Genomic DNA, 20,394 nt, shown 5'->3' with positions numbered 1-20,394 from the left:
AACAAAAACGGGGCAAAAGCCCCGTTTTTTTATTGTGCCGCGTTGGGCTTAATCTCAAACACTACATCAACCTGATCGTCAAAGTTGATGCTCTGCTGGTCATAAGTCTCCTGCGCCGAGGTATCTGCCGCTGCCGCCGCTTTGTACATGCGGTTCATCGGCATTGGCTGATAGTTGGCGACCTGATAACGGATGCTGTAGATCGATCCCAGCTTCGCGTTAAAGCCTTCAGCCAGTTGCGATGCCTGCTGAGTGGCGTTTTTAATCGCCGCTTTACGCGCCTGCTCTTTATAGCTTTCCGGGTTTGCCACGCCTAACTCGACGCTACGCACCTCATTCAGACCGGATTTCAGTGCTCCGTCCAGCAGATCATTCAGCTTGTCCAGCTGACGCAGGGTGACCTGTACCTGACGCACAGCACGATAGCCTTTCAGTACGGATTTACCCTCTTTGGTGTAGTCATACTCTGGCTGCGTGCTCAGGTTAGCCGCATCGATATCTTTTTTCTCGATGCCATTCTTCTGCAGAAAATCGAAATATTGCGCAACCCGGCTATCTGCCTGTTTTTTCGCATCTGCGGCATCTTTCGATGACACGTTCACAACGATAGAGAGGGTCGCGATATCGGGACGAGCATCGACCGTTGCCTTGCCTGAGGTCACCACGTGCGGTCCGTTCGGTAACTCATCAGCGTGTACGCCAGGCAATGCCCCGGCGCTCATGATTGCGGCCAGAGCCAATGCTTTCAGTTTCATGAAAGTCCTCCTTGAAAAGGTCACTATGACGGCTTCCAACCGGCGAAGCCCAACAGCGCATCGGTATGCGCCATGCTTTGAGTGGTCATTATGCCAAAAGTTCGTCCGCAGCGCGGCAATTACCGCCCGGGATCGAGGCTAAGATCAAAAACCGGCAATACCCTGACGCGCCAGTTGCAGGGCGATAAACCACATTACCGCGCCGACCAGCAGGTTAATCACACGCTGTGCTTTCGCGGTGCGCAGGCGCGGTGACAGCCACGCGGCCAGCAGCGCCAGGCCGAAAAACCACAGGATCGACGCGCTGACGGTGCCCAGCGCGAACCACTGACGCGCCGTGGTGCTGGGCAACTGGCCGCCAAGACTGCCCAGCACCACAAAAGTGTCGAGATAGACGTGCGGATTGAGCCAGGTTACCGCCAGCAAGGTTGCGATAATGCGTCCCCTGCTCTGCTTCAGTGGCTCGCCATCCGCCAGATCGGCGTTGCCACGAAAAGCGCTTCGCAGCGCACCCCAGCCATACCAGAGCAGAAAGGCTACGCCTGCCCAGGTGATGACCATCAGCAGCAGCGGAGACTGGCTTAGCAGGGCGCTGCCGCCAAAGATGCCGCCGCATATCAGCAGAATATCGCTCAGTGAGCAGAGTGCCGCCGTCATCAGATGATACTGACGTTTCACGCCCTGATTCATCACAAATGCGTTTTGTGGTCCCAATGGCAGGATCAGCGCAGCGCCCAGGGCAAGCCCCTGAAAGTAGAGAGATATCACAGAATTACGTCCTCACATGGTCAGATGTGGGGAAGTATAAAGAGAGGCGATGATTAGCGGAAATTGAAAGAATTAATCCACGATTAGTAAAATTAATGGGCGACAGACGCCGCCCATTGAACAAATTACTGCGGTTGTGTCTCTGGTGCAGGTGTATCTGACGGTCTGACGCGGTGCAGATGCACATCCATCTGCGGATAAGGAATACCAATTCCTTTGCCATCCAGCGTACGCTTGAAGTTCTTCATCAGATCCCAGTAGACGTTTTGCAGGTCTCCACTGTTGCTCCAGCAGCGCACGACAAAATTCATTGAGGATGCGGCTAACTCGTTAAGCCCAATCTGGATACCCATATCTTTTAGTACACGTTCATCTGCTTCAACGACTTCCCGCAGCAGCGTCAGAACCTGATCCACATCGGCATCGTAGGAGACGCCGATAATAAATTCATTGCGGCGTACCGGCTCGCGCGAAAAGTTAACGATGTTTCCGGCAAGGATTTTACCGTTCGGCACCACCACGCGCTTGCCATCCGCTGACTTGAGCGTCGTAGAGAAGATCTGCACGTTCATGACTGTGCCCATGATGCCACCCAGATCCACAAACTCACCGGTGCGGAAGTGGCGGAAGATCACCAGCAGTACGCCGGCAGCCAGGTTTGACAGTGAATCTTTTAAGGCCAGACCCACAGCCAGACCGGCCGCACCGAGGATGGCAATAACCGAGGTGGTCTGTACGCCAATGCGACCCAGCGCCGCGATAAGTGTGAAGGCGATAATGCCGTAGCGCACCAGCGCCGACAAAAAGTCAGCAACGGTCGTATCAATATGACGTGCGCACAGCAGACGATTAACGGTGTTGGAGATGATGCGTGCAACAATCATACCCACAAAGATAATCGCGATAGCTGCGACAATGTTCACCGCATAGCTTATCAGCAGCTCCTGATTGCGTACTATCCAGTTACCTGCGTTGTTAAGCTCATCAAACATACCCGTATCCTGCATGGAACCATCCTGTAATTAAATTCCCAAGGGAAGTAACAACAGATTGTCAGAACAGCTCTGACAATCCCTGACAAAAGGGTAAACAATAAATGCCGGTGTGCCAAACCTGCATGACCTTTGACGCAAATCCGGCGAAAAAAGATCAAAAAAAAGGCCCTTTCGGGCCTTTTTTATACAGAAGACAGTTTATACCGAAACTCAATATCAGTTACAGAACGTCGACAGCGTTGAGCTCTTTGAAAGCCTGCTCCAGACGCACGACCATTGAGGCCTGGGCTGAACGCAGCCAGACGCGTGGGTCGTAGTATTTTTTGTTTGGCTTGTCGTCGCCTTCCGGGTTACCCAGCTGCGACTGCAGATAGCCTTCATTCTTTTTGTAGTACTGCAGGATGCCGTCCCAGGTTGCCCATTGGGTATCGGTATCGATGTTCATCTTGATCACGCCGTAGCTGATAGACTCTTCGATTTCTGCAGCTGAAGAACCTGAACCGCCGTGGAAAACGAAGTCCAGCGCGTTGTGCGGCAGGCCATGTTTTTCACACACGAATTTCTGCGAATCACGCAGAATGGTTGGGGTCAGTTTCACGTTACCTGGCTTGTAAACGCCGTGTACGTTGCCGAATGAAGCCGCAATGGTGAAGCGCGGGCTGATAGCATTCAGTTTTTCGTATGCGTAGTTCACATCTTCTGGCTGGGTGTAGAGAGCAGATGCGTCCATATGGCTGTTATCCACGCCATCTTCTTCACCACCGGTGCAGCCCAGTTCGATTTCCAGCGTCATGTCGAGTTTCGCCATGCGCGCCAGGTACTTGCTGCTGATTTCGATGTTCTCTTCCAGTGACTCTTCTGACAGGTCGATCATGTGAGAAGAGAACAGTGGCTTACCGTTTTTCTGGAAGTACTCTTCACCCGCGTCCAGCAGACCATCGATCCACGGCAGCAGTTTCTTCGCGCAGTGGTCAGTGTGCAGGATAACCGGCACGCCATACTGCTCTGCCATCAGGTGAACATGGTGTGCACCGGCGATAGCACCGAAGATTGCCGCGCCCTGTGGTTTGTCAGTCTTGAAGCCTTTACCGGCGATAAATGCAGCACCACCGTTAGAGAACTGGATGATGATTGGCGCTTTCACTTTCGCTGCCGCTTCCAGTGCCGCATTGATGGAGTCGGTGCCGACGCAGTTCACGGCTGGCAGTGCGAATTTGTTCTCTTTCGCAACTTTGAAGATCTTCTGTACGTCATCACCAGTGACAACGCCGGGTTTTACGAAATCAAAAATTTTAGACATGATTGTGTCCTGTTTCGTGACCGTTGTTCCCTTAAAGGAACGTCGATTTAAACGCCCAGATGGGCAAGACTTCAGACGATGCCGCGAGGCATCGCCCCCAAAGGATTACTGCTTCGCACGCTCTTCCAGCATGGCAACTGCTGGCAGTTTTTTGCCTTCCACGAACTCCAGGAACGCACCACCGCCGGTAGAGATGTAGGAAATTTTGTCTTCAATGCCGAACAGGTCGATAGCCGCTAAGGTATCGCCGCCGCCTGCAACAGAGAAGGCATCGCTGTCTGCAATCGCGTTAGCCACGATCTCGGTGCCTTTACGGAAGTTAGGGAACTCAAACACGCCCACCGGGCCATTCCACAGGATGGTTTTAGCCTCTTTCAGGATGGCAGCCATGGCCTGAGCGGTTTCATCACCGAAGTCCATAATCTCTTCGTTATCTGCTACTTCCGAAACCTTTTTCACGGTCGCTGGCGCAGTTTCAGAGAATTCTGTGCCGACGCGAGAGTCAGTTGGAACCGGGATACCGTGCTGATCGCGCAGGCCTTTAGCCGCTTCAACGAAGTCGGGTTCATACAGTGACTTGCCGACATTGTTGTCGATAGCCACGAAGGTGTTCGCAATGCCGCCGCCGACAATCACGGTGTCCGCGATTTTGACCAGAGACTGCAGCACATCAAATTTGGTAGAGACTTTAGAACCACCAACAACAGCCACCAGCGGACGCTCAGGGTTGCTCATGACCTTACCCAGCGCTTCCAGTTCTGCAGAAAGCAGCGGACCGGCACAGGCGATAGGGGCAAATTTGCCAACGCCGTGGGTAGAAGCCTGCGCGCGGTGCGCAGTACCAAACGCGTCCATCACAAATACGTCGCACAGGGCGGCATATTTTTTAGACAGCGCTTCGTCATCTTTCTTTTCGCCTTTGTTAAAGCGAACGTTTTCCAGCACAACCAGTTCGCCAGCGCCCACTTCAACGCCATCGAGGTAATCTTTTGCCAGGGTCACAGTGGTGCCGCTCAGCTTCTCTTTCAGGTAGTTAACTACCGGCAGCAGCGAGAACTCTTCGTTGTATTCACCTTCGGTCGGACGACCCAGGTGAGAGGTAACCATTACTTTCGCGCCCTGTTTCAACGCCGCTTCAATGGTTGGCAGAGAAGCACGGATACGTGCATCAGACGTCACTTTACCTTCTTTAACTGGTACGTTCAGATCGGCACGGATCAGAACGCGTTTACCAGCCAGATCCAGATCGGTCATCTTAATTACAGACATGGTGAATCCTCTCGTTGATTCTCATAAGTTTTGCCAGACGCAAACCGCGTCTTACCTGAAACCGCTTGCGGCCATCGCTAACGTCGTGTCGAGCATTCGGTTAGCAAAGCCCCATTCATTGTCACACCAGACCAGTGTCTTGATAAGGTGTTGACCGCTGACCCGCGTTTGTGTTCCGTCCACAATGGCACTGTGCGGATCATGGTTAAAATCTACTGAGACTAACGGTAATTCCGTGTAGTCAACTATACCACGAAATGCCCCTTCTGCCGCGCTTCGCAACAAGGTGTTAACGTCACATGCCGTTACCGCGTTATACACAGAAACGCTGAGATCAATGGCCGTCACGTTAATCGTCGGGACGCGAACGGCTATCGCCTCAAAGCGATCGTTGAATTTCGGAAAAATACGGGTGATGCCTGCCGCCAGACGCGTATCCACTGGAATGATGGACTGACTGGCCGCACGGGTCCGGCGCAGATCGCTGTGATAGGCGTCGATCACCTGCTGATCGTGCATCGCCGAGTGGATCGTCGTGACGGTGCCGGATTCGATACCAAACGCATCATCCAGCAGTTTAATGACCGGAATAATGCAGTTTGTGGTGCAGGACGCATTGGAGACGATGCGATCGCTGGCGGTGAGATCCTGCTGGTTAACACCGAACACGACAGTCGCGTCGAGATCGTTTCCGCCAGGATGAGAGAACAGCACTTTTTTGGCACCCGCCTGCAGATGGGCTTCGCCATCAGCCCGTGAGCCATAGACGCCGGTACAGTCCAGCACCACATCCACATCGAGTTCACGCCACGGCAAATCGGCTATGTCTGCACGGTGCAAAATGCGCAGGGTATCGCCACCCACCCACATAACATCGCGCTCCTGACGAACGTCGAAAGCAAAACGGCCATGGCTGGTATCGTATTTCAGCAGGTGCGCCATACCGGTGGCTTCAGCCAGCTCATTAATCGCGACCACGGTAATCTCTGCACGTCGGCCCGTTTCATAGAGCGCGCGCAGGACATTGCGTCCAATCCGGCCAAAACCATTTATCGCTATCCGTACCGTCATTTCTCTCCTGCCACGTCAGACTGAAAAAACGTGCCGTTAGCCTGAGCGCTTCACTGCATTTTGTACAGGAGATTCTTGCCCGGCATTGTCCGAAATCAGGGCGGCTGGCCCGACGACTGAAACGGTTCAGCCAGAATAATAGAAGGAAGGAATAACAGGAATGATTGCGATCAATCTGACTGCATAAATTTGGATCTGCGTCACAAATTTAAGCCAGAAAGTGTTATTACTGCAGGAATAAAAGAGCAAAAGGGACGAAAGGATCGCCCCTTTAATTTCACAACCAGGCGGGAGCAGACCCGCCTGGCCAGTTATTACGCCAGCAGCGCTTTCGCTTTCGCGACGACGTTGTCAACGGTAAAGCCAAACAGCTCGAACAGCTGATCTGCAGGTGCAGATTCACCGAAGCTGGTCATACCCACGATAGCGCCATTCAGGCCCGTGTATTTGAACCAGTAATCAGCGATGCCCGCTTCAATAGCAACGCGAGCGCTGACGGCTTTAGGCAGCACAGATTCACGGTATTCATCGCTCTGCTTGTCGAAAGCATCGGTTGACGGCATCGAGACCACGCGCACTTTGCGGCCTTCGCTGGTGAGTTTGTCCCAGGCACCGACAGCCAGTTCAACTTCTGAACCGGTTGCGATCAGGATCAGCTCAGGGGTGCCGTCGCAATCTTTCAGCACGTAACCACCGCGCGCCACGTTAGCCAGCTGTGCAGCATCACGTTCCTGCTGCGCCAGGTTCTGACGGGAGAAGATCAGTGCCGTTGGGCCATCCTGACGTTCGATAGCATATTTCCACGCCACCGCAGATTCTACCTGGTCACATGGACGCCACAGGCTCATGTTTGGTGTGGTGCGCAGGCTCGCCATCTGCTCAACCGGCTGATGCGTCGGGCCATCTTCACCCAGACCGATTGAGTCGTGAGTGTAGACCATGATCTGACGGATCTTCATCAGTGCCGCCATACGCGCTGCGTTACGCGCATACTCAACGAACATCAGGAAGGTAGCGGTGTATGGCAGGAAGCCGCCATGCAGTGCCAGACCATTGGCGATAGCGGTCATACCGAATTCACGCACGCCGTAATGGATGTAGTTACCCGCAGCATCTTCGTTGATTGGCTTAGAACCAGACCAGATAGTCAGGTTGCTCGGCGCCAGGTCAGCTGAGCCGCCCAGGTATTCCGGCAGAATTTTACCAAAGGCTTCGATAGCATTCTGTGACGCTTTACGGCTGGCGATCTTCGCCGGGTTCGCCTGCAGCTGTTCAACGAACTTCTGAGACTCTTCCTGCCAGTTAGCTGGCAGTTCGTTGCTCACGCGACGTTTAAATTCAGCAGCCAGCTCAGGATGGGCCTGCGCATACGCAGCGAATTTCTCATCCCATGCCGCTTCTTTCGCCTGGCCCGCTTCTTTTGCGTCCCACTCAGCGTAGATGTCTGAAGGAATAACGAACGGTGCGTGGTTCCAGCCCAGCTGTTTGCGGGTCAGTGCCACTTCGTCATCACCCAGCGGCGCGCCGTGTGAATCATGGGTGCCCGCTTTGTTCGGTGAACCGAAGCCGATAACGGTTTTGCACATCAGCAGTGAAGGCTTGTCGCTGACGCTCTTCGCTTCGTCGATCGCTTTAGCAATCGCATCTGCATCATGGCCGTCTACGCCGCGCACGACATGCCAGCCGTACGCTTCAAAGCGCTTAGCGGTGTCATCAGTGAACCAGCCATCAATGTGACCATCGATGGAAATACCGTTGTCATCATAGAAGGCAACCAGTTTGCCCAGCTTCAGCGTACCCGCCAGTGAGCAGACTTCGTGAGAAATACCTTCCATCATGCAACCATCACCCATGAAGACATAGGTGTTGTGGTCTACGATGTCATGACCCGGACGGTTAAACTGCGCGGCCAGTGTGCGTTCAGCAATGGCGAAGCCGACGGCGTTGGCGATGCCCTGCCCCAGCGGACCGGTGGTGGTTTCAACGCCCACGGTGTAGCCATATTCAGGGTGACCTGGAGTTTTTGAGTGCAGCTGGCGGAAGTTTTCCAGTTCGCTCAGTGGCAGATCGTAGCCGGTCAGGTGCAGCAGGCTGTAGATCAGCATTGAGCCGTGACCGTTAGAGAGGACGAAACGGTCGCGGTCGGCCCACAGCGGGTTGGTCGGGTTGTGGTTCAGGTAGCCGCGCCAGAGTACTTCAGCGATGTCCGCCATGCCCATTGGGGCACCCGGATGTCCCGATTTCGCTTTCTGTACTGCATCCATACTTAACGCACGAATGGCGTTGGCAAGCTCTTTACGAGAGGGCATTTTCTACTCCAGGTCGGATTAATGCTTCGCACCTTAACTGATTGTTATTAATGAGTTACCGGGCAAAACAAGGAAAAAGTTGCCCATCAATGTACATGAAAGTCAGGTCAAAAGTACATGTTGTAAAACGCTAAATGTCACCGCTTCGTATGGCTTTTTCGGCCAGGTCTGCTAGCAAAGTGCAGACTGGCACGCTATAACCAAATCGTTTATTCATCTGAGTGAGTTTCAGGTGTTTGTTTTTCTTACCTTGTTATGGATGGGATACAGCATGAAAACCAAAAAAATGGTGTTAGCACTTGGCCTGACAGCGATGCTCAGCGGCTGTCAGGGTTTAGACAATAATGCACTGATGCAATCTGGCGCGCAGGCCTATCAGGCTTATAGCCTGAGCGACGATCAGGTAAAGCAACTGAGCGATAAATCCTGTGAGCAGATGGACAAGGATAATCAGCTGGCGCCCGCTAACAGTGAGTATCAGCAGCGCCTGAATAAGATTGCAGCCGCGCTGGGCGATAATATCAATGGCGTTCCGGCGAACTATAAGGTTTATCAGACCAAAGATGTCAACGCCTGGGCGATGGCAAACGGCTGTATCCGCGTTTACAGCGGCCTGATGGATATGATGACTGACAATGAGGTGGAAGGCGTGCTGGGCCATGAGATGGGCCACGTTGCATTGGGTCATACGCGTAAAGCGATGCAGCTGGCGTATGCCACAACCGCCGCCCGCACGGCAGCCGCATCAGTTGGCGGCGTGATTGGTTCACTGTCGCAGTCGCAACTGGGTGAGATGGGTGAAAAACTGGTTAACGCACAGTTCTCTCAGACTCAGGAATCGCAGGCGGATGATTACTCCTACGATCTGATGAAGAAGCGCAACATTAATCCGGAAGGTCTGGTGACCAGCTTTGAGAAACTGGCGAAGCTTGAACAGGGACGTCAGAGCTCGATGTTTGACTCGCACCCCGCTTCTGAAGCGCGTGCCGAGCACATCCGTGAACGTATTGCGGCTGACGCGAAGAAGTAACGGCTGATGCAGGTGCATGCACGCAGCATGCGCCTGCAGTACGGATCAGGTCAGAATCACTGACCTAACGTTTGAATATCTGATCCACCATCGAACCTAAATCGAGTTTATTCTCGTGCAGCGACGCCTCATCCATATGCCCCTGAGGTGACATTTTGTCGATCAACTGCGGCAGAATAACCGCCAGCGTGCCCGCGGCGCCCTTAACGTCGGTTCCCAGCTTATCCGCCAGTGACTGTAGCTCAGCCTGACCAAATGCAGAGTGGATGTCGCTGTGTTCTACCGGCTGATTTGCCCCGGTTCCGATCCACGAACCAAACACCTCACCCAGCCCACCCTGCTGGAATTTTTGCAGCAGCACTTCAATACCGCCCTGCTCCTGCACCCAGTGCCAGACCGCCTGCAGTTGTCCGGGCAGATGCCCATCACTCTGCGCGCCCTGTAGCGATCCCGCCAGTTCATCAAGAAAGCCCATGATTGCCTCCACGTTGAGAATTGATATCAATGAGTTTAGCTGCTGATGCGCGGTTACGCCTGAGCAGTGAGCGTCGCGATAAAGGGAAACAATCCTGAGGAGGAAAACCGGATGGCGGTCGTTACTGGCACTGTGCCGCATTAGCCGGCGGCGCAAAACCTGCCAGGTTAACCCGGCAGGCTCATGACAGGATTAACCTTTGTTTGCAGCCTGAACATGCAGCATATCCAGCGCCAGCGTTGCCGCCGCCAGTGCTGTCAGATCAGCATGATCGTATCCCGGTGCCACTTCCACCAGATCCATGCCGACAATGTTCATGCCCTGCAGGCCACGGATCAGCTTGGTCGCTTTATCCGTGGTCAGGCCGCCAATCACTGGCGTGCCGGTGCCAGGCGCATGCGCCGGATCCAGACAGTCGATGTCGAAGGTCAGATAGATCGGCAGATCACCAACGGTGCGTTTCACTTCCGCGAGGATATCGTCAACGCTGCGGTCGTTGACCTGCGCCGCATCCAGCACGTTGAAGCCAAGGCTCCTGTCGAATTCGGTGCGGATACCGATCTGCACAGAATGCTGTGGATCGATCAGACCTTCTTTCGGCGCGGTAAAGAACATAGTGCCGTGGTCGAAGGTCGGGCCGTTGGAGTAAGTGTCGGTATGCGCATCGAAATGCACCAGCGCCATCTTACCGAAGTGTTTTGCATGGGCGCGCAGCAGTGGCAGCGTAACGTAGTGATCGCCGCCAAAAGTCATCATGCGCTTGCCACTGGCCAGCAGTTTTTCCGCGTGAGCCTGCAACTTGTCGGAAAGATCCTGCGAATCACCGAAGGCGTAAACCAGATCGCCACAGTCGACCACGTTCAGACGCTGACGCAGGTCGAAATCCCACGGCCAGCGGCAGCCTTCCCAGGCCAGATTGGTGGAGATCTGACGAATCGCGCCCGGACCCAGGCGGCTGCCCGGACGGCCCGATGTTGCAGCATCAAATGGCACGCCAGTGATAACCCACTCGGCGTCGCTGTCGTAAGGCTGGAAATTCAGCGGAAAACGCATGAAACCAAAGGCGTTAGAAACCAGGGAGTTGTCATACTGATTGCCAAGGGTGTTATACATAATTGCTCTCTCTATGTGCGTTAGTCAGGCCAGGCCCGCAAGCCATTAAGGTTGAGATGAAAAAAATCCCCTCCGCGTCGTTAGGCCCGACGAGGAAGGGATTGAGTGGGTCAGATTATCGGCATAGTTAACGGCAACTGCAATATGCGATTGCAGGCTGCCAGCGCCGATTATTCATCTTCTAAATAGGTGTAACCGTAGAGGCCGCTCTCAAACTCTTCCAGGAACTGCGCGCGCAGCTCTTCGTCGACATCGGATGCCTGCACCTGATTACGGAACAGCGCCATCAGCTCGTTGGGATCAAGCTGCACGTAACGCAGCATGTCCGCCACGGTATCGCCTTCATCAGAGAGCTGGACTTCCACATCGCCATTTTCGCGTGCGTAGACATCTACCGCCTCGGTGTCACCGAACAGGTTGTGCATGTTGCCCAGAATTTCCTGATAAGCACCGACCATGAAGAAGCCCAGCATTGGCGGGTTATCCAGGTCATATTGCGGCATCGGCATGGTCGTTGCGATACCGTCGCCATCCACATAGTGATCGATGGTGCCATCGGAGTCACAGGTGATGTCGAGCAGCACGGCGCGGCGCTCCGGCTTCTTGTTCAGCCCTTCCAGCGGCAGTACCGGGAACAGCTGGTCGATACCCCACGCATCCGGCATGGACTGGAACAGCGAGAAGTTAACGTAGATCTTATCTGCCATGCGCTCCTGCAGTTCGTCGATGATCGGACGGTGCGCACGGTTACTGGGATCAAGATGCTGCTGAATATAGTGGCAGATGCTCAGATAGAGCTGCTCAGCCCATGAACGCTGCTTCAGATCGTATGTACCGGAGGCGTAGCCGGTATGGATATCAGACAAATCCATCTGACTGTCGTGCAGCCATTCACGCAGCGAACGGCGGGTGCTTGGCTCATGCATCTCCTGCCAGGTTTCCCACATGCTGAGAATCGGGCGCGGCGCATCCGCATCCGGCGTTTCAGGTTCGCTGAACTCGTTACGCTCGACACCAATGATATTGGAGACCAGTACCGTGTGGTGCGCGGTCACAGCACGACCCGACTCGGTAATGACGGTCGGATGCTCGAGACCGTGCTCATCACAGGCCGCACCAATCGCCCAGATCACGTTGTTGGCATACTCATTCAGGCCATAGTTTACCGAGCAGTCAGACTGCGAGCGCGTGCCTTCGTAATCGACGCCCAGACCACCACCGACATCGAAACATTTGATGTTAACGCCCAGCTTCGCCAGTTCGACGTAGAAACGCGCCGACTCACGCACGCCGGTCGCGATGTCGCGAATGTTGGACATCTGCGAACCCAGATGGAAATGCAGCAGCTGCAGGCTGTCGATGCGACCCGCTTCGCGCATGATCTCAACCAGTTTCAGCACCTGCGTGGCGGAGAGGCCAAACTTCGATTTTTCGCCGCCGCTCGACTGCCATTTACCGGAGCCTTGCGAAGCCAGACGCGCACGGATGCCAAGACGCGGCACGACATTCAGACGCTCCGCTTCTTCCAGCACCAGCCGCACTTCCGTCATCTTCTCCAGCACCAGATAGACCTTGTGGCCCATCTTCTCGCCAATCAGTGCCAGACGAATATATTCGCGATCTTTGTAGCCGTTACAGACGATCACTGAGCGGGTCTGACCGGCATGCGCCAGCACGGCCATCAGCTCGGCTTTCGAGCCGGCTTCCAGTCCCAGCGGCTCGCCAGAGTGAATCAGCGACTCAATAACGCGTTTGTGCTGGTTAACTTTAATCGGGTAAACCAGGAAGTAGTCGCCTTTGTAGCCGTAAGATTCGCGCGCACGTTTAAACGCGGCGTTAATCGAGCGCAGACGGTGTTGCAGAATCTGTGGGAAGCAGAACAAGGCGGGGAGACGCTGGCCCTGTGCTTCGCGCTCTTTAACCAGGCGGGCTAAGTCGACGCGCACATCCGGACGATCCGGATCGGGGCAGACACTGATGTGGCCCAGTTCGTTAACGTCATAATAGTTGTTGCCCCACCAGGCGATGTTGTACGTACGCAACATTTTGCTCGCATCCTGATCGTTCATTGCCACCTCCTGCATGGAGCGGAGTGCACCCTGTTCGCCAGCTGACGAACCTTTGATATTCTTCATGTCGTCAGACATCGCGAACCTCAATTTTCCGTTGAAAGATAGAACTGCTAACCGGCTTTATGGCCGCTAATCTGAAAACCTGTTGCCACATTAAACACAATGTCCTGTTCACCTGACGTTGCCGTCAGCGCGATTCACGCATGAGAGTTAAGTGTAAAACACCCTGGCCATCTCCGTTTAAACAGAGAACATTTAGTTATGTATTGACCATGGATAACCTGCGTCGTTCCGCTACGCGGGCGCAGAGAAGAGACCAAACCAGCAGAACAGAGATAAAGATTAGCCGGCGCCTGTGTCGGTAAAATTACCGCATCGGACATAGTGTCGGCAGGACAAAGAAACAGATGGGAGGCAGGAGAGAGCCAGTGCAGCGCCGCAGCGCAAGGAACCGGAAGAAGAAAAAGCGTGGTTCATTACTTGTATCACCTCCGCATATGCCAGGGGCACATGGAAAACAACCTGGGTGAAAGCCAGACCAGAGTCTGACAGGCGCGACGCAAACAGTGGCGTCATCCTTGCTGCTGCTATCGAAGCAGCGGCGTTTTATACAGTTTACAGCGCTAAAATGCAAAAAGATTATCCGGGAATTGCGTGCAGTGTCAGCAAATTATGCCGATAACGGTTACAGGTTAAGCGCTTAAACAGAAAAAGGGCTGGTAATTGGTTTATCCTCTATCCTAAAATAGCCGTCCAGATGGTTTTCCATCTAAACAGGTTACTATCCAGGCGGTGTCAGCCTGCTGTGCTGATACTACCTCACTGCTCGCGGCTTTGCCTGAAGGGGCGTCAGGTCAGACAACCTCACTGGCGCTATGCAGTCGTACTCAAACCATATTTAAGGTAAAGAACAGAATGGCTAAACACCTTTTTACGTCCGAGTCCGTATCAGAAGGACATCCCGATAAAATCGCCGACCAGATCTCCGATGCTGTGCTGGATGCGATCCTCGAACAGGATCCTAAAGCGCGCGTGGCCTGCGAAACTTACGTTAAAACCGGAATGGTTCTGGTTGGCGGTGAAATCACCACCAGCGCCTGGGTCGATATTGAAGAGATCACCCGTCAGACCGTACGTGACATCGGCTATGTTCATTCCGATATGGGCTTTGATGCCAACTCCTGCGCGGTATTAAGCGCCATTGGCAAACAGTCTCAGGATATTAATCAGGGCGTTGACCGCACCGATCCGCTGGAACAGGGCGCGGGTGATCAGGGTCTGATGTTCGGCTATGCCACCAACGAAACTGACGTGCTGATGCCTGCGCCGGTGACCTACGCGCACCGTCTGGTTCAGCGTCAGGCTGAAGTACGTAAAAACGGGACCCTGCCGTGGCTGCGTCCGGATGCCAAAAGCCAGGTCACTTTCCAGTATGACGATGGCAAAATCGTTGGCATTGATGCAGTCGTTCTGTCTACCCAGCACGCTGAATCCATCAGTCAGAAAGATCTGCAGGAAGCGGTGATGGAAGAGATCATCAAACCGGTTCTGCCAACAGAATGGCTGAGTGCCTCGACTAAATATCACATTAACCCAACCGGTCGCTTTGTGATTGGCGGTCCGATGGGCGATTGCGGTCTGACCGGCCGTAAAATCATCGTCGACACCTACGGCGGTATGGCACGTCACGGTGGCGGTGCGTTCTCGGGTAAAGATCCTTCTAAAGTTGACCGCTCTGCCGCCTATGCAGCGCGTTACGTGGCAAAAAACATCGTGGCGGCGGGTCTGGCTGACCGTTGTGAAATTCAGGTCTCCTACGCTATTGGCGTGGCTGAACCGACCTCCATCATGGTGGAAACCTTCGGCACCGAGAAAATCTCAACTGAACAGTTGACGCTGCTGGTACGCGAGTTCTTCGACCTGCGTCCATACGGTCTGATTCAGATGCTGGACCTGCTGCACCCAATCTATAAAGAGACCGCAGCTTACGGTCACTTTGGTCGCGAACATTTCCCATGGGAAAAAACCGACAAAGCTGCCCTGCTGCGTGAAGCAGCTGGCCTGTAAGGTTAGCGGCTGCTGATAAAAACCCTGCCCCGGTGGCAGGGTTTTTTATCGCCCGATCAGCCCCATTGCTCACCAGAGAATGCTTGCCTCCGCCCGGCACCGGAATACGATAACCCTGCTGTTTATTCCAGACATCTGAAGACGAAAAAAACGAACCTGAATGACATCCTCTTTACTCTGCAGCAAATTTTCAGTTCTCAGCTACACTTCCTTTCGCTTTTTCTGACGACAAAATGTTAACGATTACAAATCGAAATGCTTTGTATATCTGACATTTAAGAATTAACGCACGTAGTTATTATGCTGAAAATGCGTTATTTTCAGCGTCGTCTGATAGCCACTAAATAGAGCATTGTCAGAAACTTAATGAGTGCTATACCTCACTGGTTAATTAATCTTTCCGGGAAAAATATGCTGAATTTCAGGGTTTCAGCGTGTGTAAGCGATTACACTGATGTGATCAGGCTCACTTTTTTCCCGCAAATGGTTTTTTAACATTGATAAAAACAATGATGGATAAACCTGGAGGCTACAATGCCTGGCAATACACACAAAAGCAGAACTTCAAATAAGGCGATGACCTTATTTGTCTGCTTTCTGGCGGCCCTTGCGGGACTGCTGTTCGGTCTGGATATCGGCGTTATCGCCGGTGCTCTGCCGTTTATCGCAAAGGACTTTAACGTCACCCCTCATCAGCAGGAGTGGATCGTCAGTTCCATGATGTTTGGTGCGGCGGTCGGTGCTATCGGCAGCGGCTGGATGTCATCCCGCCTGGGCCGTAAGAAAAGCCTGATGGCTGGTGCGATTCTGTTCGTGATCGGTTCACTCTGGTCAGCAATGTCGCCAAACCCGGAAATGCTGATCAGCGCCCGCGTTCTGCTGGGTCTGGCTGTCGGTATCGCCTCTTATACCGCCCCGCTTTATCTTTCTGAGATCGCACCGGAAAAAATTCGCGGCAGTATGATTTCGCTTTACCAGCTGATGATTACTATCGGTATTCTGGGTGCTTACCTGACCGATACCGCATTCAGCTTTACCGGCAACTGGCGCTGGATGCTGGGTATCATCACGATTCCGGCACTGCTGCTGCTGGTCGGTGTTTTCTTCCTGCCAAACAGCCCGCGCTGGCTGGCGGCGCGAGGCAACTTCCGCGATGCACAACGTGTACTGGATCGTCTGCGTGACACCAGCGAGCAGGCAAAACGTGAGCTGGAAGAGATTCGTGAGAGCCTGAAGGTCAAGCAGTCTGGCTGGGGTCTGTTCACCAGCAGCAGCCACTTCCGTCGCGCGGTCTATCTCGGCATCCTGTTGCAGGTGATGCAGCAGTTTACCGGCATGAACGTCATCATGTACTACGCGCCAAAAATCTTTGAAATCGCAGGCTTCACTAACACCACCCAGCAGATGTGGGGCACGGTGATTGTGGGTCTGGTCAACGTTCTGGCCACCTTTATTGCTATTGGTCTGGTGGATCGCTGGGGTCGTAAACCTACGCTGATTCTGGGCTTTATGGTGATGGCAGCCGGTATGGGCGTGCTGGGTACAATGCTGCACTTCGGTATTCACTCTGCAGGCGCACAGTACTTTGCGATCGGTATGCTGCTGATGTTTATCGTTGGCTTTGCCATGTCAGCCGGTCCGTTGATCTGGGTACTCTGTTCCGAAATTCAGCCGCTGAAAGGCCGCGACTTCGGTATCACTGTCTCTACGACCACCAACTGGATCGCAAACATGATCGTGGGTGCAACCTTCCTGACCATGCTGAATACGCTGGGCAATGCGAACACCTTCTGGGTCTACGCGGCGCTTAACCTGTTCTTCATTCTGCTGACGCTGATGCTGATTCCTGAGACCAAAAACGTCTCGCTGGAGCACATTGAACGTAATCTGATGGCAGGTAAGAAACTGCGCGACATCGGTTCACGCGACTAACGTTACGTCGTAAAAATCGCGGTAATAAAAAGGCGGGGTTTCCAGAGAAACCCCGCCTTTTTTATAGGTTCAGACAGAGACTATGCAGCGGTGACGTGCGTGACCGGCAGCGGCCGCCGTATACAGCAGAGCGCCAGAGCCATAATAAAAATGGTGGCAGTCTGATTATAAGGCAGTACCGAATCGGTCAGTCCGCAGATAAACAATCCCAGCATCGGCAGCGCAACACCGCGCAGATCGCACTTCTTCAGCACGCCTGCCAGCACGGTCAGATAGAGCAGCGCCAGCGACAGCGCACCCAGCCAGCCCTGCAGTGTCGTCACTTCCAGAAACTCGTTGTGCATGTTGTATTTAACGTTGGTATAGCCCTCAGTATTGTGAGGATAGTGCGCCGTGATGAACTGTCGGGCCTCGGTGGTGCGCGCATCCGGCGTCGCAAAACCGCCATGATGCTCAATAAAATTCATCGCCCCGCCCCAGATAGCCACACGTGCGCCCAGGGAGGTTGAGCTGTTTGAGCCATAGTTCTCGATATCCTGCACACCCTCCACCCAGCGGTTACTGGTCATCAGGATCAGCACCGCCAGCACGCCCACCAGCAAAGCACTAATCCGCCAGTTGGTCAGCAACGACAGCCGATAAGTCTGCACCAGGAACAGCAATCCTGCGGCAATCAGCGCAATCAGGGTCACCCGTGTACCGCACAGGTAGAGCAAGGCAAAGGTCACCGCCAGCGCAACGACATCAGCCACCTTCCAGTACGAGTGCGTCTCAAAGCGGCTCAGCCATAGCCAGGCACAGTAGATAAAAAGAATCATGTAGGAGGACATCGAGGCCGCTTCGGTGGTGAGTTTGATGCGGATATTTTCGGTATAAAGATGCTCGTGAATACCAAAGCCCAGCGTAATCAACAGTCCCACCAGAATTAACACTTTTCCGATGCGCAGCGTGGTAGCAGAGACCCGATGACCATAAATCGCCAGACTGAGCAGCACAAAGGCGCCCAGTAACAGTCGCTTCGCCCCCAGCAGATAGTTGCCGATATTGGTGATGGCATCTTTTGAGGGCGCGGTTTCGATCCCTTTAGCGTGTATCGCCCAGAAGAGACGGATCAGGGCAAAAATAATCAGTACAGCAAACAGGGCGATATAAAAACCGTTCTCTTTAAAGTCCTCTCGCCTGCGCACCAGGCCATACAACACGGAGGCAACGGAGAGATAAGAGACCAGATAGAATATTTTTTGCGGCAGGCCGGTAACAAACATATTCAGTGACAGCGCCAGACAGAGCGCAATAACTGAAAAATTAACCATTAACGTTAATCCATCGCGACTGGTTCTATTCGTCATGCTTAACCTCAGTTAGGCGGTTAAACACACTCATCAGGTGCTTCATATAATTTTCCTCATAAAAACCGGTAATGCTCGCTTTAATAACCTGATGATCAGGAAAGTGAAAATCCCCGCTCATGGTGTTGAGAATAGCGGCCAGTGCCATGCTGTCATTAGTGGGATAGAGCTGACCATTGAGACCATTCTGAATAATTTCTGACGGGCCGCTGATGCAGTCGGAGGAGACGCAGTAGACGCCACGCGATATCGCCTCCAGCAGAATCAGCGGGAAGCCTTCGAAGTTAGAGGTCATCACCAGGCAGGTGACCTGTTTAATATGGCGGCTGACATACGCCCAGGCGTTCTCCTGCCAGCCATGCCAGGTAATGCGATCCTGAATCCCGAGTTCCGCCACGTAGTGCTGACAGCGCGTCAGATCTTCGCCGTCCCCCACGATCTCCAGCGTCCAGGGCGTATCGAGTTTCTGCAAGGCATCAAACAGGTCTTTGAGCTGTTTCTGTCGCTGAAAATGGACGCGACCAATATAGAGAAACTTCAGCGCCTGCGGTCTGCCGATAACCTCATCATTGCGCCTGATGGGGTTATAGATGACATCAACGTCAGAGGCATGGGCGCCTAACTCAACCAGTTGCGCTTTGATCTCATTACTGATAGCAAAATGGTGATCGGCCCGCAGCAGATAATGTGGGCGATATCGTTCGCGCGGTGGCAGGTGCATCCAGCTTGAAAGCACGATTTTGCGGCCTGAAAGCGTAATAGCCCGACGCGTCATCAGACAGGGAATGGTGTTGAGGGTCAGAACATGATCGGGTTGATAGCGACGAAAGAAAGCAGCCATTCTCAGCGTGTGAATAAGATTTTTAATTTTCTTATTCCGCAGCGTGCAGACGCTCTCTGCCAGTACGGCATTGGCGGTCCAGGCACGGGAGTGGCTCTCCTCTCCGCTGTTAATAATAAACAGCCCCGCTTCCGTTCCGGCTTCCGCATTCAGGGCGGTGATCAACTGACAGGTCACATTTTCCATACCACCGCGACCGGCCATCAAATCCGTCACCAGCACAATCCGTTGTTTCCTGACGTTATCATTATTTTTCATTGCTTTATCCATGCTCTGTGCCGTTCGCTTTTCATCCATTCACTCGCCAGTGAATGTCTGCAATAGAATATTCTAAAAAAGGCCATAACTATATTTAATCCAGCAATTTCAGCCGATGGGCTTCGCCATTCCCCACCATCGGCAGGACGGCGTATTGCTTATCCGGAGACAGCTGGCGAAGTATAGACTCTGCGCGGCCCTGTTTACGGCTAACGTTGAGTTCCTGCGCGGCGGCGATTATTCTGAGCACCATGAAAACACCTCGTCTCCCCATTGCCCTGCAGCAGGCCGTTATGCGCTCACTGCGTCAGTCGCTTGAGCGCGCAAATCAGGTACTGAAAACCGCTTATCCGGAACCGAAACTGCTCTATCAGCAACGCGGAACGGCGGCGGGCACCGCCTGGCTGACTGCCTGGGAGATCCGCATCAATCCGGTGCTGCTGCTGGAAAATCAGCAGGCATTTATCGATGAAGTGGTGCCGCACGAGCTGGCGCATCTGCTGGTCTGGAAGCAGTTTGGTCGCGTCGCACCCCACGGCAAAGAGTGGAAGTGGATGATGGAGAATGTGCTGGGCGTTCCGGCACGACGCACCCATCAGTTTGAGATCGCCTCCGTGCGCAGCAACACTTTCGCTTACCGCTGTCAGTGCCAGCAACATCAGCTGACGGTGCGCCGCCACAATCGGGTGCTGCGCAAAGAGAGTGAATATCGCTGTGTGCACTGTGGCAGCCTGCTGGTCGCAGGCGAGTTTATCGCCTCCTGAGAACACTCCCCATTCCGCCCTATTCC

Annotated in this window: 17 protein-coding genes; 4 read left to right on the top strand and 13 right to left on the bottom strand. The window is 53.6% G+C overall.

Annotated features, from left to right (window positions below):
* Nucleotides 1-29 precede the first annotated feature (29 nt).
* From Q7C21_RS19750 to tkt, 7 genes are all read right to left on the bottom strand, one after another.
* Entirely contained in the window at nucleotides 30-755 is a 726-nt protein-coding gene (locus tag Q7C21_RS19750) for an oxidative stress defense protein (protein ID WP_003852844.1), read from the bottom strand.
* 144 nt (nucleotides 756-899) lie between these two features.
* Nucleotides 900-1,523, bottom strand: a complete 624-nt coding sequence (gene argO / locus Q7C21_RS19745; protein ID WP_003852843.1) for an arginine exporter ArgO — start codon at nucleotides 1,521-1,523, stop codon at nucleotides 900-902.
* Between the two features lie 125 nt (nucleotides 1,524-1,648).
* Nucleotides 1,649-2,530, bottom strand: coding sequence for a small-conductance mechanosensitive channel MscS (gene mscS, locus Q7C21_RS19740; RefSeq protein ID WP_003852840.1), 882 nt, complete (start codon nucleotides 2,528-2,530; stop codon nucleotides 1,649-1,651).
* A gap of 208 nt (nucleotides 2,531-2,738) precedes the next feature.
* On the bottom strand, nucleotides 2,739-3,818 hold the full coding sequence (gene fbaA / locus Q7C21_RS19735) for a class II fructose-bisphosphate aldolase (RefSeq protein WP_003852838.1): 1,080 nt from the start codon (nucleotides 3,816-3,818) through the stop codon (nucleotides 2,739-2,741).
* A gap of 105 nt (nucleotides 3,819-3,923) precedes the next feature.
* Nucleotides 3,924-5,087 carry a phosphoglycerate kinase gene (gene pgk, locus Q7C21_RS19730; RefSeq protein ID WP_003853361.1) on the bottom strand — a complete coding sequence of 388 codons (1,164 nt, stop codon included), beginning with the start codon at nucleotides 5,085-5,087 and terminating at the stop codon, nucleotides 3,924-3,926.
* A 51-nt stretch (nucleotides 5,088-5,138) separates the two neighbouring features.
* A complete protein-coding gene (gene epd / locus Q7C21_RS19725; protein ID WP_192378100.1) occupies nucleotides 5,139-6,158 on the bottom strand; it encodes an erythrose-4-phosphate dehydrogenase in 1,020 nt (339 codons plus the stop codon).
* A 314-nt stretch (nucleotides 6,159-6,472) separates the two neighbouring features.
* The gene (gene tkt, locus Q7C21_RS19720; protein ID WP_008925680.1) at nucleotides 6,473-8,467 is read right to left on the bottom strand and encodes a transketolase; all 1,995 of its coding nucleotides are present in this window, start codon (nucleotides 8,465-8,467) and stop codon (nucleotides 6,473-6,475) included.
* 271 nt (nucleotides 8,468-8,738) lie between these two features.
* On the opposite strand from tkt, the gene Q7C21_RS19715 reads away from it, so the two are divergent.
* A complete protein-coding gene (locus Q7C21_RS19715) occupies nucleotides 8,739-9,497 on the top strand; it encodes a M48 family metallopeptidase (RefSeq protein ID WP_003853364.1) in 759 nt (252 codons plus the stop codon).
* A gap of 64 nt (nucleotides 9,498-9,561) precedes the next feature.
* Here the strand turns inward: Q7C21_RS19715 and Q7C21_RS19710 are convergent, their stop codons facing one another.
* The 3 genes from Q7C21_RS19710 to speA all read right to left on the bottom strand — a co-directional run bounded on the left by Q7C21_RS19710 (nucleotide 9,562) and on the right by speA (nucleotide 13,232).
* Complete coding sequence (locus tag Q7C21_RS19710; RefSeq protein ID WP_008925681.1) at nucleotides 9,562-9,972, bottom strand: YidB family protein; 411 nt, start codon at nucleotides 9,970-9,972, stop codon at nucleotides 9,562-9,564.
* A 192-nt stretch (nucleotides 9,973-10,164) separates the two neighbouring features.
* Entirely contained in the window at nucleotides 10,165-11,085 is a 921-nt protein-coding gene (speB, locus tag Q7C21_RS19705) for an agmatinase (protein ID WP_003853366.1), read from the bottom strand.
* A 170-nt stretch (nucleotides 11,086-11,255) separates the two neighbouring features.
* Entirely contained in the window at nucleotides 11,256-13,232 is a 1,977-nt protein-coding gene (gene speA / locus Q7C21_RS19700; protein ID WP_039660728.1) for a biosynthetic arginine decarboxylase, read from the bottom strand.
* Nucleotides 13,233-14,072: 840 nt separating this feature from the next.
* On the opposite strand from speA, the gene metK reads away from it, so the two are divergent.
* Both metK and Q7C21_RS19690 read left to right on the top strand, forming a co-directional pair.
* Nucleotides 14,073-15,224, top strand: coding sequence for a methionine adenosyltransferase (metK, locus tag Q7C21_RS19695; protein ID WP_003853369.1), 1,152 nt, complete (start codon nucleotides 14,073-14,075; stop codon nucleotides 15,222-15,224).
* A gap of 534 nt (nucleotides 15,225-15,758) precedes the next feature.
* Nucleotides 15,759-17,156 carry a sugar porter family MFS transporter gene (locus tag Q7C21_RS19690; RefSeq protein WP_078804938.1) on the top strand — a complete coding sequence of 466 codons (1,398 nt, stop codon included), beginning with the start codon at nucleotides 15,759-15,761 and terminating at the stop codon, nucleotides 17,154-17,156.
* Nucleotides 17,157-17,236: 80 nt separating this feature from the next.
* Here the strand turns inward: Q7C21_RS19690 and Q7C21_RS19685 are convergent, their stop codons facing one another.
* The 3 genes from Q7C21_RS19685 to Q7C21_RS19675 are packed head-to-tail and all read right to left on the bottom strand — an operon-like array spanning nucleotide 17,237 to nucleotide 19,857.
* A complete protein-coding gene (locus tag Q7C21_RS19685) occupies nucleotides 17,237-18,469 on the bottom strand; it encodes an O-antigen ligase (RefSeq protein ID WP_192378099.1) in 1,233 nt (410 codons plus the stop codon).
* A 25-nt stretch (nucleotides 18,470-18,494) separates the two neighbouring features.
* Nucleotides 18,495-19,643, bottom strand: a complete 1,149-nt coding sequence (locus Q7C21_RS19680; RefSeq protein WP_375151045.1) for a glycosyltransferase — start codon at nucleotides 19,641-19,643, stop codon at nucleotides 18,495-18,497.
* 55 nt (nucleotides 19,644-19,698) lie between these two features.
* Entirely contained in the window at nucleotides 19,699-19,857 is a 159-nt protein-coding gene (locus Q7C21_RS19675; protein WP_003853375.1) for a hypothetical protein, read from the bottom strand.
* Here Q7C21_RS19675 and Q7C21_RS19670 point away from each other — a divergent pair.
* Nucleotides 19,856-20,368, top strand: a complete 513-nt coding sequence (locus tag Q7C21_RS19670) for a SprT family zinc-dependent metalloprotease (RefSeq protein WP_078804940.1) — start codon at nucleotides 19,856-19,858, stop codon at nucleotides 20,366-20,368. The two genes, Q7C21_RS19675 and Q7C21_RS19670, sit on opposite strands and share 2 nt — an antisense overlap.
* The last annotated feature ends 26 nt before the right edge of the window (nucleotides 20,369-20,394 follow it).

It is taken from the genome of Pantoea sp. ANP04, from assembly GCF_041982285.1.
Classification (GTDB): Bacteria; Pseudomonadota; Gammaproteobacteria; order Enterobacterales; family Enterobacteriaceae; genus Pantoea; species Pantoea eucalypti.
The sequence above is the reverse complement of the archived record's forward strand: the minus strand, read 5'-3'. Positions and strand labels throughout refer to the sequence as shown.

Excerpts from the sequence above, each read along its gene's own strand:
- Q7C21_RS19750 (WP_003852844.1), bottom strand. The coding sequence starts at position 755 with ATGAAACTGAAAGCATTGGCTCTGGCCGCAATCATGAGCGCCGGGGCA.
- mscS (WP_003852840.1), bottom strand. The coding sequence starts at position 2,530 with ATGCAGGATACGGGTATGTTTGATGAGCTTAACAACGCAGGTAACTGG.
- fbaA (WP_003852838.1), bottom strand. The coding sequence starts at position 3,818 with ATGTCTAAAATTTTTGATTTCGTAAAACCCGGCGTTGTCACTGGTGAT.
- pgk (WP_003853361.1), bottom strand. The coding sequence starts at position 5,087 with ATGTCTGTAATTAAGATGACCGATCTGGATCTGGCTGGTAAACGCGTT.
- epd (WP_192378100.1), bottom strand. The coding sequence starts at position 6,158 with ATGACGGTACGGATAGCGATAAATGGTTTTGGCCGGATTGGACGCAAT.
- tkt (WP_008925680.1), bottom strand. The coding sequence starts at position 8,467 with ATGCCCTCTCGTAAAGAGCTTGCCAACGCCATTCGTGCGTTAAGTATG.
- Q7C21_RS19715 (WP_003853364.1), top strand. The coding sequence starts at position 8,739 with ATGAAAACCAAAAAAATGGTGTTAGCACTTGGCCTGACAGCGATGCTC.
- Q7C21_RS19710 (WP_008925681.1), bottom strand. The coding sequence starts at position 9,972 with ATGGGCTTTCTTGATGAACTGGCGGGATCGCTACAGGGCGCGCAGAGT.
- speB (WP_003853366.1), bottom strand. The coding sequence starts at position 11,085 with ATGTATAACACCCTTGGCAATCAGTATGACAACTCCCTGGTTTCTAAC.
- speA (WP_039660728.1), bottom strand. The coding sequence starts at position 13,232 with ATGTCTGACGACATGAAGAATATCAAAGGTTCGTCAGCTGGCGAACAG.
- metK (WP_003853369.1), top strand. The coding sequence starts at position 14,073 with ATGGCTAAACACCTTTTTACGTCCGAGTCCGTATCAGAAGGACATCCC.
- Q7C21_RS19690 (WP_078804938.1), top strand. The coding sequence starts at position 15,759 with ATGCCTGGCAATACACACAAAAGCAGAACTTCAAATAAGGCGATGACC.
- Q7C21_RS19685 (WP_192378099.1), bottom strand. The coding sequence starts at position 18,469 with ATGGTTAATTTTTCAGTTATTGCGCTCTGTCTGGCGCTGTCACTGAAT.
- Q7C21_RS19680 (WP_375151045.1), bottom strand. The coding sequence starts at position 19,643 with ATGGATGAAAAGCGAACGGCACAGAGCATGGATAAAGCAATGAAAAAT.
- Q7C21_RS19670 (WP_078804940.1), top strand. The coding sequence starts at position 19,856 with ATGAAAACACCTCGTCTCCCCATTGCCCTGCAGCAGGCCGTTATGCGC.
- Q7C21_RS19675 (WP_003853375.1), bottom strand. The coding sequence starts at position 19,857 with ATGGTGCTCAGAATAATCGCCGCCGCGCAGGAACTCAACGTTAGCCGT.